15 protein-coding genes are annotated in these 15525 nt (G+C 63.3%); 1 reads left to right on the top strand and 14 read right to left on the bottom strand.

Translation table 11 applies throughout. The features are described from left to right. Nucleotides 1-180: 180 nt before the first annotated feature. The 4 genes from GC1_RS15125 to GC1_RS15110 all read right to left on the bottom strand — a co-directional run bounded on the left by GC1_RS15125 (nucleotide 181) and on the right by GC1_RS15110 (nucleotide 4187). Entirely contained in the window at nucleotides 181-588 is a 408-nt protein-coding gene (locus GC1_RS15125; RefSeq protein ID WP_029205050.1) for a PaaI family thioesterase, read from the bottom strand. A gap of 74 nt (nucleotides 589-662) precedes the next feature. Beyond that, nucleotides 663-1313 (bottom strand): ligase-associated DNA damage response endonuclease PdeM, encoded by a 651-nt coding sequence (gene pdeM / locus GC1_RS15120; RefSeq protein WP_019298323.1) that lies wholly within the window; start codon nucleotides 1311-1313, stop codon nucleotides 663-665. Nucleotides 1314-1350: 37 nt separating this feature from the next. After that, on the bottom strand, nucleotides 1351-3780 hold the full coding sequence (locus GC1_RS15115) for a ligase-associated DNA damage response DEXH box helicase (RefSeq protein ID WP_019298324.1): 2430 nt from the start codon (nucleotides 3778-3780) through the stop codon (nucleotides 1351-1353). Nucleotides 3781-3818: 38 nt separating this feature from the next. Continuing rightward, nucleotides 3819-4187, bottom strand: a complete 369-nt coding sequence (locus tag GC1_RS15110; protein WP_019298325.1) for a winged helix-turn-helix transcriptional regulator — start codon at nucleotides 4185-4187, stop codon at nucleotides 3819-3821. 91 nt (nucleotides 4188-4278) lie between these two features. Between GC1_RS15110 and GC1_RS15105 the strand changes: the two genes are divergently transcribed. After that, entirely contained in the window at nucleotides 4279-5049 is a 771-nt protein-coding gene (locus GC1_RS15105; RefSeq protein ID WP_019298326.1) for a nuclear transport factor 2 family protein, read from the top strand. A 41-nt stretch (nucleotides 5050-5090) separates the two neighbouring features. Here GC1_RS15105 and GC1_RS15100 read toward each other — a convergent pair whose 3' ends face one another. The 10 genes from GC1_RS15100 to GC1_RS15055 all read right to left on the bottom strand — a co-directional run bounded on the left by GC1_RS15100 (nucleotide 5091) and on the right by GC1_RS15055 (nucleotide 15409). Further along, nucleotides 5091-6398, bottom strand: coding sequence for an ATPase (locus GC1_RS15100; protein ID WP_019298327.1), 1308 nt, complete (start codon nucleotides 6396-6398; stop codon nucleotides 5091-5093). Nucleotides 6399-6578: 180 nt separating this feature from the next. Continuing rightward, nucleotides 6579-7076, bottom strand: a complete 498-nt coding sequence (locus GC1_RS15095; RefSeq protein ID WP_019298328.1) for a prepilin peptidase — start codon at nucleotides 7074-7076, stop codon at nucleotides 6579-6581. Nucleotides 7077-7079: 3 nt separating this feature from the next. After that, nucleotides 7080-7928: a tetratricopeptide repeat protein gene (locus GC1_RS15090; protein WP_019298329.1), complete on the bottom strand. Its 849-nt coding sequence runs from the start codon at nucleotides 7926-7928 to the stop codon at nucleotides 7080-7082. A gap of 31 nt (nucleotides 7929-7959) precedes the next feature. Beyond that, nucleotides 7960-8550: a tetratricopeptide repeat protein gene (locus GC1_RS15085; RefSeq protein WP_019298330.1), complete on the bottom strand. Its 591-nt coding sequence runs from the start codon at nucleotides 8548-8550 to the stop codon at nucleotides 7960-7962. Further along, nucleotides 8550-9533 carry a type II secretion system F family protein gene (locus GC1_RS15080; protein WP_019298331.1) on the bottom strand — a complete coding sequence of 328 codons (984 nt, stop codon included), beginning with the start codon at nucleotides 9531-9533 and terminating at the stop codon, nucleotides 8550-8552. Before GC1_RS15080 ends, GC1_RS15085 begins: the two co-directional genes overlap by 1 nt. A gap of 10 nt (nucleotides 9534-9543) precedes the next feature. Further along, nucleotides 9544-10512, bottom strand: coding sequence for a type II secretion system F family protein (locus GC1_RS15075; protein WP_019298332.1), 969 nt, complete (start codon nucleotides 10510-10512; stop codon nucleotides 9544-9546). Continuing rightward, nucleotides 10512-11948, bottom strand: coding sequence for a CpaF family protein (locus GC1_RS15070; RefSeq protein WP_019298333.1), 1437 nt, complete (start codon nucleotides 11946-11948; stop codon nucleotides 10512-10514). Before GC1_RS15070 ends, GC1_RS15075 begins: the two co-directional genes overlap by 1 nt. A gap of 24 nt (nucleotides 11949-11972) precedes the next feature. Then, a complete protein-coding gene (locus GC1_RS15065; RefSeq protein ID WP_029205051.1) occupies nucleotides 11973-13202 on the bottom strand; it encodes an AAA family ATPase in 1230 nt (409 codons plus the stop codon). 155 nt (nucleotides 13203-13357) lie between these two features. Next, the gene (locus tag GC1_RS15060; RefSeq protein WP_019298335.1) at nucleotides 13358-13987 is read right to left on the bottom strand and encodes an OmpA family protein; all 630 of its coding nucleotides are present in this window, start codon (nucleotides 13985-13987) and stop codon (nucleotides 13358-13360) included. Nucleotides 13988-14002: 15 nt separating this feature from the next. Then, entirely contained in the window at nucleotides 14003-15409 is a 1407-nt protein-coding gene (locus tag GC1_RS15055; protein ID WP_029205052.1) for a type II and III secretion system protein family protein, read from the bottom strand. Nucleotides 15410-15525: the final 116 nt, after the last annotated feature.

Below are 15525 nucleotides of genomic sequence, written 5' to 3'. Positions count from 1 at the left end.
CCGATGACCATCGCCTGCCTGCTCGCCAACACCGTCACCGCCTGCTGCCGCGCCAATAACCTCGCCGAGCCCGAAGGCCTGACGGCGTAAGACGTTCGCAGAACAGCAACGGCTGAAAATGACACTCCCGCCGGATCGCCTCCGGCGGGAGTTTTTTTGGAAAGATGAAATGAGGGGCGTTTAAGCGGAGACGGGCACCATGGTGCCTTGCAGGAGCGCGACCAGCTTTTCCTCTTCGCCTGTCACTGCGTGAACTTCTGCCGTGACGATCACCAGCCTGCGGCCCGGTTTGATGACCTTGCCGGTGGCACGCAAATAGTCGCCGGCGCCCGGGGCCAGCAGGTTGATCTTCATCTCCGCCGTCATCACTTCGCTGCCCTCCGGCATCAGGGTCAGCGCCGCATAGCCCGCGGCGGTGTCGCCGATGGCAAAGCTGAGCGCCGCATGGGCCACATCGTGCTGCTGGCGGCTGACGGGCAGGATCGGGGCGGTGATCACCACTTCGCCCGGCGAAACGCTGGCGACCTCCGCGCCCAGTGTCTGCATCATGCTTTGCTTGGCGAAACTGCTGCGGATGCGGTCGTCCATCACTTCTTTCCTTCTGCTGGTTGCGCCAAGCATAGAAGAGGCCGGATAGCAAAGGGCCTGTGACGCTGCGCCACTTAGCGGGGCATGGGAACCGGCAGCGCCTGCGCACCGGTGAGGATCGCCAGCGCGTCCCTTTTCATCAGGGAGGTGAGCGCGGGATCGGAGCTGCGCAACCCGCCCGTATAGGTGCCGAAGGCGGGCAGGATCAGGCGTGACTGGTCCAGCAGGAAGCAGGGGCGGGAGGTGCTGCGCACCCGCGCCTTGGGGTGGTAGTGGCCGGAGATCTCTGCCGCCGCCAAGGGATCGGCGATGTGGCGGAAGGTGAGGGGGGCAAGATGCAGCTCTGCCATCTGCTCGCCGCCCAGATCCGCAGGTGCCGGATCGTGGTTGCCGGTGATCCAGATCCAGCGGCGGTTCTGTGTCAAGGCACCCAGCTGGGATTGCTCCGCTTCCGGCAAGGCCAGCGAGGCCGCGTCATCGTCGAAACTGTCGCCGAGGCAGACCACCGTGTCCGGCTGCAGGGCAGACACCAGGTCTGCAAGGCGGGAGAGCGTGTCGCAGGTCTCATAAGGCGGCAGGGCGCTGCCGCCGCGCCTGGCGTGGCGCTCGGACTTGCCCAGGTGCAGGTCGGAGACGCAGAGCAGATGGTGCGCAGCCCACCACAGGGCGCCGGAGCCAAGAGCGGTGAGGCGGGCGCCTGCGAGGATGAAATCATATCCGGTCATGGCTTGGGTTTATCCGTCACAGCCGGGCTGGCAAGACTTATTGCGGCAGCTGGTCCAGTCCGGATTGCTGCATCAGCGCCGCGGCCTCTTGCTGCAGCAGCTTCTCCTCTGCCGCGCCTTTGACCGGCACCTTGCCTACCTCCAGCAGCAAAGGCGCTGCTAGGGGAGAGATCCGCTCCAGCCGCCTGAGCGTGATGCGGCCGCGGGTCCGCTCCAGCATCTCCTCGATGCGGCCGAAATCCACCAGCCCGCGCAGCGCTTCCTCTCGGGTGATGTCCATCAGCAGGTGATCCGGGTCGTACTTGCGCAGCGTGTCATAGAGGATGTCAGAGGAGAACGTCGCCTGCCGCCCGTTCTTGCGCGCGCCCGGCGTGTTGCGTTCAATGAGGCCCGCGATGGTGGCGGCGCCGCGGAAGGAGCGTTTCATCACCGCATTGCCGGCCAGCCAGCCCTCCAGCCCGTCGCGAAGCGCATCGGGGTCGAACAGCGGCGCGGGGTCAGTGACTTCCTGCAGACCCCAGATCAGGGTGGCGTAGTCGGTGGCGACAAAACCCAGCGGATCAAGCCCCAGCTCCTCCATCCGCTTGGTCAGCAAGAGGCCCAGGGTCTGCTGGGCGTTGCGGCCGGCAAAACCGTAGACGCAGATGTGCTCGCGGCTGTCATGCGGGAAGCTTTCGATCAGCAGCCGCCCGGCGCGTGGCAGTTCGGAGACCGCGCGCTGCAGGTCCAGCCACTCCGCCGTGTGCCGGGGCAGGGCGGGCCAGCTGTCCTGCTTGAACATCGACAGAATGCGGGCGCTGAGCTGGGTGGAGGTGGCGAATTTGGTGCCGGAGAACACCGCGATCTTGGGTTTGCGGCCCGGGTTGCGGGTCACCTCCACGGTCATTTCGCGCAGGCCCTCGTAGCGCACGGTCTGACCGCCGATCAGAAAGGTGTCGCCAGGGGTGAGGGTGGCGGCAAAGGCCTCCTCGACTTCGCCCAAGGGCTTGCCGCCGCGGCTGCGCTTCAGGCGGACCTTGATCAGGTCGGCGTCCTGGATGGTGCCGAGGTTCATGCGGATGCGCTGCGCCGCGCGCGGGTCGCGCAGCTGCCACTTGCCGTCCGGGCGCTGCAGCAGGCGCTGCCACTGATCGTAAGCCTTCAATGCGTAGCCGCCGGTGGCGCAGAAGGTGAGGCAGGCGTCAAACGCGGCGCGGGTCAGACCGGCATAGGCGCCGGCTTGGGTCATCTCGGCATAAAGGTCATCTGCATCGAACGGGCCTGAACAAGCGGCAATCAGGATGTGCTGGCACAGCACGTCACGGGGGCCGGGACCGCGCGGCGCGCCGTCCAGATCGTTTTCGCGCACCGCCTCCAGCGCAGCGCGGCATTCAACCACCTCAAACCGGTTTGCAGGCACCAGGAGCGCCTTGGAGGGCGCATTGTAGCGGTGGTTGGCGCGGCCGATGCGCTGCACCAGGCGTTTCACGTTCTTTGGCGCGCCGATCTGGATCACAAGGTCCACGTCGCCCCAGTCGATGCCGAGGTCCAGCGAGCCGGTGCAGACGATGGCGCGCAGCTCTCCCCGGACCATCGCCGCCTCCACCCGCTCACGCTGGACGTGGTCAAGCGAGCCGTGGTGGATTCCGATCGGCAGGGCGTCGTCGTTGGCAAGCCAGAGGTTGTGAAAGAAAATCTCTGCCTGAGCACGGGTGTTGTGGAAGATCAGCGTGGTCTTGTGCGCCTTGATCTGCGCCATCACCGCCGGGATCGCATAGGCCGCGCCGCCGCCGGCCCAGGGCGGGGCCTCCTCGGTTTCCAGCATCCGGATGTCCGGCGCCGGGCCGGGGTCGGCCAGCACAATATCGCAGGGGTCCGGGTGGCGGGCGAGGTAGCTGGCGATCGCTTGCGGGTCGTCCACCGTGGCCGACAGACCCACCCGCCGCAGGTTCGGGCACAGCGTCTGCAGCCGCGCCAGCGCCAGCATCAGCTGGTCGCCGCGCTTGCTTTCGGCCAGCGCGTGGATCTCGTCCACCACCACCCGTTTCAGCCCTTTGAATGTGCGGGCAGCGTCCTCGTAGGAGGTGAGCAGCGCCAGGCTCTCCGGCGTGGTCAGCAGGATATGCGGCGGGTCTGCGCGCTGGCGCCTCTTGCGGGAGGCGGGCGTGTCGCCGGTGCGGTCATCAATGCGGATGGGCAGGCCGATTTCCTCAACAGGCGTGCGCAGGTTGCGCTTGATATCGGCGGCCAGTGCCTTGAGCGGCGAGATATAAAGCGTGTGCAGCCCGTCGTGGCTGCCATCCGCAAGTTCCGACAATGTCGGCAGGAAGCCTGCCATGGTTTTGCCGCCGCCGGTCGGGGCGATCAGCAGGGTGCAGGGCGCCCCGGCCCGCGCCAGCATGGCGTGCTGGTGCGGGTGGATGGTCCAGCCGCGGGCGGCGAACCAGTTTTCAATCGCTTCAGGCAGGGCAGGGGCGGTGTCACTCATCCTGCAAAATCTGGGAGGCTTTGCAGCTCATTGCAATGTCATTTTCTGTCGTAAACAGTCCGCGCCTCCAGCACCTGCTGATGCCGCCCGGCGGCCCAGATGGTTAGTGATTTCATGTGTTCCAGCAGCTCCTGCCCCAGGGGCGTAAGCGCATAGGAGACTGCCACCGGCGGGCCGGGATCGACGCTGCGGGTGATATAGCCGTCACGCTCCAGCTTGCGCAGGTTCTCGGTCAGCACCCGCTGGGTCACATCGCCGATGGTGCGCCGCAGGGCGCCGAACCGCAGCGCGCCGTCCTCCAGCACCAGCACGATCAGCATCTGCCATTTGCCTGTCACCTGCGACAGAACCTGCCGTATTGGGCAGTCCTCTGCTTGGTCCTTGGAGAGGGCGGTTACTGGAAGCATACCTGGTTCCTAAATAGTGCGTAATTGATATCTGGTGCAAAAAGGATACCACATTGAGCTGTCACGACAATGCGATTCGAAAGGACATCCGATGAGTGCCAAGGACCTCGTTCTGAATGCCGTAGCGGCGATCTTCACCTCGTTCGATCCGGAGGCGGCAGAACAGCTGCTGGCGCCGGGCTATATCCAGCATAACCCAATGGTGCCGACCGGGGCCGCGCCCATTATCGGGTTCATTCCGGCGCTGAAGGAAAGCGGCGTCACGATGGAGGTCCACCGGGTGATTGCCGAGGGCGACATGGTGGTGCTGCACAGCACTTTCGGCAATGCCCAGGCCTTTGGCGGAGAGACGCTGGTGGCCTTTGACGTGTTCCGGGTCGAAGACGGCAAGGTGGCCGAGCATTGGGACAACCTGCAGCCGCCCGCCGTGCCGAACGCCTCAGGCCGCACATTGACTGACGGCACGACGGAGATCACCGACCTGGACAAGACGGCAGAGAACAAGGCGCTGGTACAGGGCTTTGTCACTGATGTTCTGCACGGCAAGGCGCCGGAGAAGATCACCAGCTACGTCTCAACAGAGACCTACCTGCAGCACAACCCGAACATCGGCGACGGTCTGGAGGCCCTTGGCGGAATGATCCAGCATCTGGCGGAAACCGGCCAGGCGCTGGCTTACACCAGCACGCCGATTGTGGTGGCAGAGGGGAACTTTGTCTTCACCGCCTCAGAGGGCAGCCTGGGCGAAACACCGATGGCGTTCTTTGATCTGTTCCGGGTGGAGGACGGCAAGATCGTCGAGCATTGGGATACCGTCAGCCCGATCCCGGCGGAGATGGCGCACGACAACGGCAAGTTCTGATCGCAGAAAACGGAAGGGCGGGATGACCCCGCCCTTTTTCATCACTTCACGATGTGTTCGTCCTTGACGAACATGTTGGCCCAGGCCCGGTCGATCAGCTCCGGCGACATCTGGTAGGGGATGCCCTCAAACTCGCAGATCGAAATCATCTGGTCGATCAGGAACACCGGCTGGTAGTTGGCGTAGATGTTGTTGATCGTCGGGTATTTCTTCTTCAGCAGATGCACCAGCGCCGCCTCGTCCAGCGGCATGCCCTTCTTGCGGGCCACCATGGCAAAGATCTTGAGGAAGTTCTCCTGGTTCGGCCCGTCGATCTTGATCTTGAAGAAGATCCGGCGCAGCGCCGCCTGGTCAAAGATCTCATTCGGGTGGAAGTTGGTGGAGAAGATCACCAGCGTGTCAAAGGGCACCTCGAATTTTTCACCCGATTGCAGTGCCAGGATGTCCTTGCTTTCTTCCAGCGGCACGATCCAGCGGTTGACCAGCGACTGCGGCGGTTCCGCCTGGCGGCCAAGGTCGTCGACGATGAAGATACCGCCGGTGGATTTCAGCTGCAGCGGCGCCTGGTAGGTGCGCGCGGTCGGGTTGTAGACCAGATCCAGCATGTCCAGCGACAGTTCGCCGCCGGTGATCACGGTGGGGCGCTCGCACATCACGTACCGCTCGTCAAAGCGGCGGCGACGGCGCAGGGCGTTGGGGTCTTCCGGCTCCTGTTCAACCTCGGTGTGCACGATCGGGTCAAAGACGGTGATCACCTGGCCGGAGTATTCGATGGCGCGCGGCACATAGACGTGATCCCCCAGTGCATCGCGGATGCCGTTGGAGATTGAGGATTTACCGTTGCCCGGCGGGCCGTACATCAGGATCGAACGGCCGGCGCTGACCGCGGGGCCAAGGTGATCGAGCAGGCTGTTGGGCAGCACCAGATGCCCCATCGCATTGGTCAGCTGATCGCGGGTCACCTGAATGTTGCGGATCGACTGGCGCTTCACCTGCTCGCGGTAGACCGCCAGCGGCACCGGCATGGCGCCGAAGTATTCCGACTGGCTGAGCGCATCCAGCGCCCGCGCCTTGCCCGCGTCAGTCAGCTGGTAGCCCATCTCGTTGCCGCTGTTGGCATTGAGCGTGCCGGTGGCCTCCAGCAGTTTCTGCTCGCGGGCCATATCCACCAGCTCCTGGGTGACAGAGGAGGGCAGGCAGATCGCGGCGGCGATCTCGGTCACGTTTTCCACGTTCTTGCGGAAGATGGTCTTGAGCAGGATATCCCGCATCATCACCAGCGGCAGCTGCATCTGTTCCAGCCCCTTGGGGGCGGGAGGGGCCACAACGGTGAGGTTTTGCATGTTCATGGCGGTGCCTGTCCCTGATATCCATATCCGGCCCCGGCCGGCGGGGCGCTCCTGGAAACAGACTATTCAGGACTGTGGCAACAGCGGGGCAGAGCTGCAGCATTTCCGCGAAAGGGGCGTGAAATCCACCGCAGTTTTATGGACCGCCCGAAACCGCAGGCCGGGCGGTGCCTGCCAGTATCAGCTGCCGAATTGCGCGGCGAGGCCGAGGTAGAGGGCAAGGGTGGCGCCCAGGCAGAGGCCCATCGGAAAGCTCTTTCCGGTGTCCCAGCTCTGCCATTGCGGCGCCAGCTGGCGCAGGCGCGTGTGCTTGGCAATCCGGTGGGCGGTGAAGCCGGCCAGCAGGGTGGCGGCAAAGACAACCATCAGCATCCGCAGGTCGCCAAGCGCGAAAAAGGGCGCGGCGGCACCGGCAAACTTGGCGTCCCCTGCACCAACGGCCCCTGCGGCATAGAACAGGAAGCCGAGCGCAATGCCCACTGGCAGGTGCAGCAGGTGCCAGCCATAGTCCGCCCAGCTGGGCATAACCAGCGCGCCAATGACGACATAGATCACTGCCAGCAGGTCAACCGCCCAGTTGGGGATGCGCATGCCGCGCAGATCGGTCAGCGCCACCGTGTAACAGATCGGCAGCACGAACGGCAGGAACCACAGGGCTGCGTGGGCCGGGAACTGCATGGCTCAGCCGTTTTCCAGCGCTGCCAGAGAGCGCGCGGCTTCTTCGAAGTGCTGCGGGTGGGTATCAATCGCCTCGCGCAGCAGGTTTTCGCCAACCTTGACATCGCCCTGTTTGACAGCGGACAGGGCCAGCGTGTGCAGCAGCAGCGCGCGTTCGGATTGCTCCAGCGGGATTACCGGCAGGGTGTAATTGCGCTGCGCGCCGCGGGCCAGCACCAGATTGTTCTTGGCAGTAAACAGGCCCTGGTCCTGGCGGATGGCCTCGCCGAACAGGCGCTCCGCACCGGCAAAGTCACCGCGGGTCAGCTTGGAATAGCCCCAGTTGTTCATCACCTTGGCGGGTGTGGTGGTCAGCCCGACGGCGATTTCATAGAAGCTGTCGGCGCGCTTCCAGTCCTTGTTGGCGTCGGCCACAACGGCCTCGAGCCGGTAGCGTTCATAGGTTTCATGGGTCGGCGGCACCTGGTCCAGCTCTGCCTTGGCCGCATCCCATTCGCCGCTGCGCACCAGCGCGCCGGCCAGCTGCACGTGATCCTCGCTGGTGGCGCCTTTCATTGTCACCACTTTCTTCCAGGCGGCGGTGCCTTCGGTGGTGCGTTTGGCGCGGATCAGCGAATGCGCCAGGCCGCGCTGCAGATCGATCCGGTCCGGGCTGGTTTTGAGCGTGCGCTGGAAGTGGGTCACCGCCTCGTTCGGATCGGCCACCGACAGCATGACATCGTTGAGGTTGCTTTCGTCGATGACGTTCACTTCCTGAAACGCGCGTTCGACGGTTTCATCGGCTTTGTCCGCGCAGGCCGACAGGACCAGCGCCCCTGCCAGAGAAGCGGATAGGAAAATCTGCTGGCGCATTTTGTGCGTCCTTTTTACTGCTCTGCCTCTGTTATGGTGCTTCGCGAATCAGGTAGCTGCCGCTGCCCTGCCGCACCAATTTATAGTCTTCTTTTTGAGGCTCACTATGCGCGGGATTTTCAAGTTTTGCGAGGGCCAGGCGTAAATTATCGCGGATTGCGTCACTTTCGCCATTGTCGAGGGCATAGGCGCGCTGGAAGACCTGCACCGCCTCGGCGGTCTTTCCGCGCTCCATCAGCGCCACGCCAAGGTTGTTCATCGGCTCCGGCCAGGCGGGATCCGCGTCCACGGCCTGGCGCAGCAGGTCTTCGGCCTGGCCGAGCCGCCTGAGGCCCAGTTTGGCGCTGCCCATGCCCGAGAGCACCTCCGCCGTCAGCCCGTGATCCAGGGCGGCGCGGGTGAAGGCCTCCAGGGCTAGCTCGTGTTCGCCCGCTGCCATCAGCCGGTGGCCGACTACCAGCCCGTCTGCGGCCTGCTGACGGTGATCATCCCCGGGTGCCCAGGGGCTGCCCTTGTCCTGTTTCAGCCCGCTGGTCGAACACGCTGCCGCCAGCGCGAGGGCGCTGGCGGCAGCTGTAACCTTGAGCAGACGGGCAGAAGCTGCCCGTAGTGCCGTTTTCATTACTGGGGTCCCATATTGCCCATGTTCATGATGCCCTGCACCGACGGACCAACAAGAATGATCAGCAGCGGCGGGACTGTCAGCCCCATTGTGGCAAGTGTCATCTTCACGGGCAACTTGTTTGCGGCCTCTTCGGCGCGCATCACGCGCTTGTCGCGCATTTCCCCGGCATAAACCCGCAAGGCATCGGCGATTGAGGTGCCGAAGCTGGCGGATTGGATCATCACCGTCACGAAGGAGGACACATCCTGCACCCCGCAGCGGGTGCCCATGTCGCGCAGCACCTTGTCCTTTTCCTTGCCCGCCTTCAGTTCGTAAGCGACGACTTCGAATTCCGAAGCCAGTTCCGGGAAGGACGCGTGCAGTTCCTGAGACACCCGCACAATGGCCTGGTCCAGCGACTGGCCGGCCTCGACACAGACCAGCATCATATCGAGCGCATCGGGGAAGCCCTCGGTGATCTTTTGCTGGCGTTCGCCGATGCGGCGGGTGATCCAGTATTTCGGCAGCATATAGCCCGCCCCGCCAGGTGCGATGATGCGCAGCGCCATCTGCTGGCTGTCGTAGTCGATGTCCGCCTTGATCACATAGACAAAGAACAGCCCGCCGATCAGCCCCAGCAGGCCGAGCGCAAACTGCGCGAAATGGAACAGGCGCACCGAGTCCTTGGAGTGATAGCCCGCCTGGCGCAGTTTCAGCTCCATCGCGGAAAGCTCATCCGCGTTCTGCGGCTCCAGGAAGTTGGCGAACTTCTGCAGCTGTTCGTTGCGGCTGGTCTGCCTCAGGCGCTCTTTTTGCGTGCTCTGCCGGGTTTCGGGTTTGATATTCTTCTGCAGCTTCTTCAGCGGGTCTTCCGGCTGGTTCAGCAGTAAGGGAATAGCGAGCAGGATCATGAACATGCCCGCAATGCCAAGCGCCAGGAGCGGTCCGAACTCGCCGAACTGCGATGTGAGGAAGCCGTCAATACCGGTTACAAAATCCACGATCCGCTCCTTACACTTTGATGTTTGTCAGCACGCGCATGACAATCAGGTTGGCGGTCAGCATCACGCCCACTGCAAAACAGGCGGGAATGAACCAGGGATGGTCGATCACCTCGTCATAGTAGCCCGGGTCCTTGACCAGGATCCCGATCAGACACAGCAGCGGGAAGCCGGACAGGAACTTGCCGGACCATTGCGCCTCGGCGGTGATCGCCTTCACGCGGCGGAACAGGCGGAAACGGGCGCGGATCACCTTGGCCAGGCCCGCCAGGACCTCGGCCAGGTTGCCGCCCGACTGCTGCTGGATCGTCACTGCAACCGCGAGGAAGCGCATGTCCTGCATATCGAGCCGCTCCGCCATTTCCTTGAGCGCCTCGCCAACGTCGCGGCCATAGGCGCACTCATCGGAGATGATGCCGAACTCGGTGGCCAGCGGATCCTCGACCTCATTGGCGACGATCTGCACAGCAGAGGTAAACGGGTGGCCGACCCGCAGGGAGCGCACCATCAGCTCCACCGCGTCGGGAAGCTGCTCCTCGATCAGTGCCATGCGCTTGGCGGCCTTCTTGTTGACCCAAAAGAACACCGCGCCGACACCGATGATGACAGAGCCCAGAACGCGCACCGGCAGCGGCGCGCTGGTGCCGATGCCGAGGCCGACAAAGGCGATGCCTGCCAGACCTGCCATAATCAGGATCAGCTGTTTGGGGGAGAAGGCGATGGCCGCCTTCTGCGCCCGTTCCGACAGCAGAGAGTAAAGCGGGATCGACTGCGATCTGGCGTGCTGGCCCAGCTCCTTGCGCAGCTGCTCCAGCACCTGCTCGCGGTTGCCGCCCTTTTCCATCATCTCCAGCCGGCGGTTCACCTTGCTGTTGAGGCTGATCGACTTGCCGAAGACAAACAGATACAGGCCTTCCACCAGCGCCAGGACGCCAAAGAAGATCGCGCCATAGATAAGCGGTTCTGAACTCAGCTCCATCAGCGCTGCTCCATCACTGTGGGTTCATAGATCGACGACGGCAGGTCATAGCCCCAAAGACGGAAGCGCTCGGAATAGTGGCTGCGCACGCCGGTGGCGGTGAAATGGCCGATGATCTTGTTGTCCGGCGTCAGGCCGACGCGCTGGAACCGGAAGATTTCCTGCATCGAGATCACGTCGCCCTCCATGCCAGTGACTTCGGTGATCGAAGTCATCCGGCGCGAGCCGTCCTGCAGGCGCGAGGCCTGCACGATCAGGTTCACAGCTGAGGCGATCTGGCTGCGCACGGCCTTGATCGGCATTTCGATACCGGCCATGGCGATCATGTTTTCCAGACGCGAGATGCCGTCGCGGGCAGAGTTGGCGTGGATCGTGGTCATCGAACCGTCGTGGCCGGTGTTCATGGCCTGCAGCATGTCGATCACTTCCTCGCCGCGGGTCTCGCCGACGATGATGCGGTCGGGGCGCATCCGCAGCGCGTTTTTCAGACAGTCGCGGGGGGAAACCTCACCCTTGCCCTCGACGTTGGGCGGGCGGCTTTCCATCCGGCCCACATGGGTCTGCTGCAGCTGAAGTTCAGCGGTATCCTCAATTGTCAGGATGCGCTCGGCGTTGTCGATAAAGGACGACAGCGCGTTCAGCGTGGTGGTTTTACCGGAACCGGTACCGCCAGAAACAATGACGTTCAGGCGGGTCGAAACCGCGGCTTGGAGATAGGCTGCCATTTCTTCGGTGAAGGCACCGAAATTCACCAGATCATCAATGCCCAGTTTGTCTTTTTTGAACTTCCGGATCGACACCAGCGAGCCGTCCACCGCAATCGGCGGCACCATCGCGTTGAAGCGGGAGCCGTCAGCCAGGCGGGCATCCACATAGGGGTTGCTCTCGTCGACACGGCGTCCCACGGCAGAGACGATCTTGTCGATGATCCGCATCAGGTGCTTTTCATCCTTGAAGGCGATGTCGCTGAGTTCCAGCTTGCCGCTGCGCTCGACAAAGATCTGATGCGGGCCGTTCACCAGGATATCGCTGACCGTTTCGTCCTGCAGCAGGGCTTCCAGCGGGCCAAGTCCGGTGACCTCGTCATAAAGCTCCTTGTTCAGCTGCTGCCGGTCCTCGCGGTTCAGCACGATGCTTTTTTCGGCCAGGATCTCAGTTGCAATGGTGGAGATTTCGGTGCGCAGCTCCGCTTCACCTGCGCGTTCCAGTGCGGACAGGTTCAGGTTCTCCAGCAGATCACGGTGCAGCTGGATCTTGATCTCGCTCAGCCGCTCCTTGCGCTTGCGCTCCTTGTCCATCGGCTGCGCTTCAGCAGCCTTGCGCTGCACGGGGCGCCGCAGGCTGGCGGCCGGTTTGGCCGAGGCCGCGGGAGCTGCCGCTGGCTCCGGCGCCGGTGCTGCAGGTTTCGCGGCCTGTTTCTTGTACTTGGAAAACATCAACTCACCCCCAATTCAAGCCGTTCAGGCGGCTTCTGCTTCATTGCGGCCCAGCTCATGCAGCGAAGCTGCGAGCTTGGCGATTTCCTTGCGCAACGGGTTCTTTGCGGCAGAGACGGCCAGCGGCAGCCCGTGATCGCAGCTCTGCAGGATCTGCTTGCCGCCATCAGGCAGCTGCAGGTCGATCGAGATGCCCAGCGACTCCGCCATCCGCTTAACCCGGCTCTTGCCGGTCAGATCGGTAAACTTCGGCGCCCGGTTCAGGGCAAAGCGCAGTTTTTCGAAGGGCAGGTCTTCGGCCTGCAGCGCCCGTTTCAGCCGCAGCGCGTTCTGGGCAGAGCGCATGTCCAGCTCAATCAGCGCGAAATAGATATGGGCCATGTTCAGCACCGTTTCGGACCACTGCACCAATGTGTGCGGCATGTCGATAACGACAAAATCAAAGTGGCTGCGTGCCAGCCCGATGACGCGGGTGATGTCCTCGGGCGACAGCAGGTCCAGCGGCACCATTTCGGACGGCGCGGTCAGAACCTGCAGTTTTTCCTGGAACGGCAGCAGCGCCTGGCCGAACAGATCCTCGTCCATGCTTTCGGATTCGCTCAGCATTTCCATCACCACCTCCCGGCGGGGCAGATCCAGGTAGGTCGAGACGGAACCGGCCTGCAGATCCAGGTCCAGCAGGCAGACGCTGGGCTCCTCGCGTTCGCTGAGCGCCGCAAGCTCCCACGCCAGGTTGACGGCCATGGTGGTTGACCCGGTGCCGCCGGCCAGCCCGTGGCAGACGATCACCGCGCCTTCGCGCTGGCTGCCGGTTTGCAGCTGGTGCGGGTTCTGCACCGTTGGCGGCGGCGGGGCCTGCAGCCGGTCGATGGCGGCCTGCAGCTCCTGCTCGGGCAGGGGGTAGGGGACAAATTCGTCGGCACCCTGGCGCAGCAGCGTATGCAGTGCAGCCGGTGTCACATCCTCGGCAATCAGAATCACTTTGATCCCGCGGGACTTGGCCTGGGTGATGATCTCGCCCATCAGCGGCAGGTCGCCTTCGTCGGCGCTGTCGATGGCCAGGGCGATGAATTGCAGCGGTTCCGCCTCCGCCTGGCTGAAAAAAGCCAGCGCCTCGGAAAAACCAAGGTCGCCCCAGGCTTCACCCAGTGCGGTTTCCATGTCTTCAATCAGGAGGTCGAAATTCTGCACGTCACGGCTGACTGTGCAGGCAACAATCGCAGGTGTTTCTGTTTGCGGCATACCGCTGCTCATCGCCATCATCCTTGTTCACTTGGGCGGACCGGGCTTTGGGCACAGTCCGCCTCTTGGAAACAATGTCGGCGGCAATCTAGGCGATATTGGGGCCAAAAATCCCCAAATATGGGGAATTGTTACTACTTCGTAACCGCTGTAGGGCGCCTGAAGGCTTACTGCAGCGACCGTGACAACGACTGCTGCGAGGACAGGGTCGATTCCGGCACCGCGCTTTCCAGATACTCGCGGTAGATGATCTGAGCGTACTTGCCGTCCAGAACCTGCGGGTGCCGTTTCAGGAAGCCGCTCACCTCGGTCACGGTCCGGCGGTTGCGGCGTTCGCGCTCCGGCGTGGGGATCAGCGGCTGGGTTTCGCCAAAGGAAACAACGGCCTCCAGGCGGTTGCGGCTGATGCCGCGCGAAACCAGATAGTTCACCGCAGCGCGGGCCCGGCGCAGGCCGAGGGATTTGTTGTAGGCGTTGCTGCCCACGGCATCCGTGTGGCCGAAGACCCGGAAACGCACTTCCGGAAACTGCTTGATCCAATGCGCCTGGCGGTCCAGCACTGCACGTGCGGCCTGGTCCAGACGGGTGCTGTCGAAGTCGAAGTTGATGGTGTTCGGAACTTCCTTGGCAAACCGGTTGGCCAGCTGGATCGCATAGCTGCGCTCGCCGCTCATCACTGCTGAGTTGTTGAGGGTGGATTCGCCGAAGGTCGCCCTGCGGTTCAGTTCCTGCCCCGCTTCGCGTTCACAGGCGGCTGCGGTCAGGAAAAGGCCGAGGATTGCAGCGGTTCTGATCATATGTGCCACTCCTTATCAGTCCAGCACGTAGCCGTAAGAGCCGTTGAAGTCCTGCTTGGCCACTTCCGCAGCGGGGCCGTTTTTGGTGCGGGCGGTGCGCCCGAACAGGAACAGGTCCTTTTCGCTGGGCGGCGCAACCCGGTCGGTCGGCAGCGTCAGCGCCTCGCCACGGGTCGGGGTCACCAGATGCGCGCTGACGATGATGACCAGCTCAGTCTGCTCGCGCTGGTAGTCGGCGCTGCGGAACAGTGCGCCCAGCACCGGAACATCGCCCAGCCAGGGCAGCTGCGAGGAGTTGTCGAGGAACTCGTCCCGGATCAGGCCGGCAATGGCAAAGCTTTCACCGTCGCGCATCTCCACCGTGGTCGAGGTTTCGCGGCGCGAGAAGGCGTCGATCGACAGGCCGTTCAGCTCCAGCGAGTTGGTCGGGTCGATCGCGGACACAGCGGCGTTCAGTTCCAGGTTGATCAGATCACCGTCAACCACCCGCGGAATGAAGTTCAGCTCAATGCCGAAGGGCTTGAATTCAATGGTGATAACGTCGTTTTCCTGCGCCACCGGAACCGGGTATTCGCCGCCGGCCAGGAACTTCGCTTCCTGCCCCGACAGGGCAGACAGGTTGGGCTCAGCCAGGGTGCGGACCACGCCCTTGCGCTCCAGCGCCTCGAGCAGCAGGCTGACCTGCACGGAGCCAGCGTTGAAGCCGAACAGGAAGGCGCCGGTGTTTTCGTTGGCGGCAGGGATGTTGCCCGCCAGCGAGTTTGCCAGCGCCCCGGAGGTGTTCAGAGTGTTGACGCCGCCGGTGCGGCCGTTGCCGGTGCCGCCATTGAAGCCGAGCGAGGCGCTGAGCGATTTGGAGACCGAGCGCTGCATTTCGGCAAAGCGGACCTTGAGCATCACCTGCTGCACACCGCCGACCGACATCAGGTTGCTGACCCGTTCCGGCGCGTAGCGCTCTGCCAGATCCAAAGCGCGCTGAAGGCGGGCAGAGCTGGAGACGGTGCCCGAGAGCACGATGCCGTCATTGGCGGTGCGGACTTCGATCTTCTCGTTCGGCAGGATCTGGCGCAGCCGCTGCTTGAATTCTGTGACGTCTGCGGCAACCCGGACATCGACGTTTGTGATCAGCCGGCCGGACCCATCGAGCAGCGTCAGCGTGGTCAGACCCGGCGACTTGCCCAAAACGTAAATGGTGCGGTCGGAGAGAGAGGAAATGTCAGCAATACTGGGATTGGCGATGCTGAGCTCTGCAAAAGGGGTCTCGCTCTCCACCACCACAGCGCGGTTCATGGGCACATCAAGCGTCGCCGCCGTGCCCTTTTTCACCACGCGAAGAGATTGCGCCGATGCCCCATCAGCAGTCGGTATGCCAACAAGCGAAAGCCCCATCAGGGCCGCCGCCACGAACCGTCGAATTGCCATGTGACCTGCCTTTCCGATCACGCCTCAAAATCCGGGTCTTTTTGCCCGCTGTTTCCCGCACTGTGGTTCAGTTCCTGAATTATTGCAAGAATCAATGGCTTCGGGGCCTTTCCTAA

Source organism: Leisingera sp. ANG1, assembly GCF_000203975.2.
In the GTDB taxonomy this organism is placed as follows: domain Bacteria; phylum Pseudomonadota; class Alphaproteobacteria; order Rhodobacterales; family Rhodobacteraceae; genus Leisingera.
The sequence above is the reverse complement of the archived record's forward strand: the minus strand, read 5'-3'. Positions and strand labels throughout refer to the sequence as shown.

Coding starts and splice junctions, on each gene's coding strand:
- GC1_RS15105 (WP_019298326.1), top strand. CDS start 4,279: ATGAGTGCCAAGGACCTCGTTCTGAATGCCGTAGCGGCGATCTTCACC.
- GC1_RS15100 (WP_019298327.1), bottom strand. CDS start 6,398: ATGAACATGCAAAACCTCACCGTTGTGGCCCCTCCCGCCCCCAAGGGG.
- pdeM (WP_019298323.1), bottom strand. CDS start 1,313: ATGACCGGATATGATTTCATCCTCGCAGGCGCCCGCCTCACCGCTCTT.
- GC1_RS15125 (WP_029205050.1), bottom strand. CDS start 588: ATGGACGACCGCATCCGCAGCAGTTTCGCCAAGCAAAGCATGATGCAG.
- GC1_RS15055 (WP_029205052.1), bottom strand. CDS start 15,409: ATGGCAATTCGACGGTTCGTGGCGGCGGCCCTGATGGGGCTTTCGCTT.
- GC1_RS15095 (WP_019298328.1), bottom strand. CDS start 7,076: ATGCAGTTCCCGGCCCACGCAGCCCTGTGGTTCCTGCCGTTCGTGCTG.
- GC1_RS15085 (WP_019298330.1), bottom strand. CDS start 8,550: ATGAAAACGGCACTACGGGCAGCTTCTGCCCGTCTGCTCAAGGTTACA.
- GC1_RS15060 (WP_019298335.1), bottom strand. CDS start 13,987: ATGATCAGAACCGCTGCAATCCTCGGCCTTTTCCTGACCGCAGCCGCC.
- GC1_RS15070 (WP_019298333.1), bottom strand. CDS start 11,948: ATGTTTTCCAAGTACAAGAAACAGGCCGCGAAACCTGCAGCACCGGCG.
- GC1_RS15115 (WP_019298324.1), bottom strand. CDS start 3,780: ATGAGTGACACCGCCCCTGCCCTGCCTGAAGCGATTGAAAACTGGTTC.
- GC1_RS15065 (WP_029205051.1), bottom strand. CDS start 13,202: ATGAGCAGCGGTATGCCGCAAACAGAAACACCTGCGATTGTTGCCTGC.
- GC1_RS15090 (WP_019298329.1), bottom strand. CDS start 7,928: ATGCGCCAGCAGATTTTCCTATCCGCTTCTCTGGCAGGGGCGCTGGTC.
- GC1_RS15110 (WP_019298325.1), bottom strand. CDS start 4,187: ATGCTTCCAGTAACCGCCCTCTCCAAGGACCAAGCAGAGGACTGCCCA.
- GC1_RS15075 (WP_019298332.1), bottom strand. CDS start 10,512: ATGGAGCTGAGTTCAGAACCGCTTATCTATGGCGCGATCTTCTTTGGC.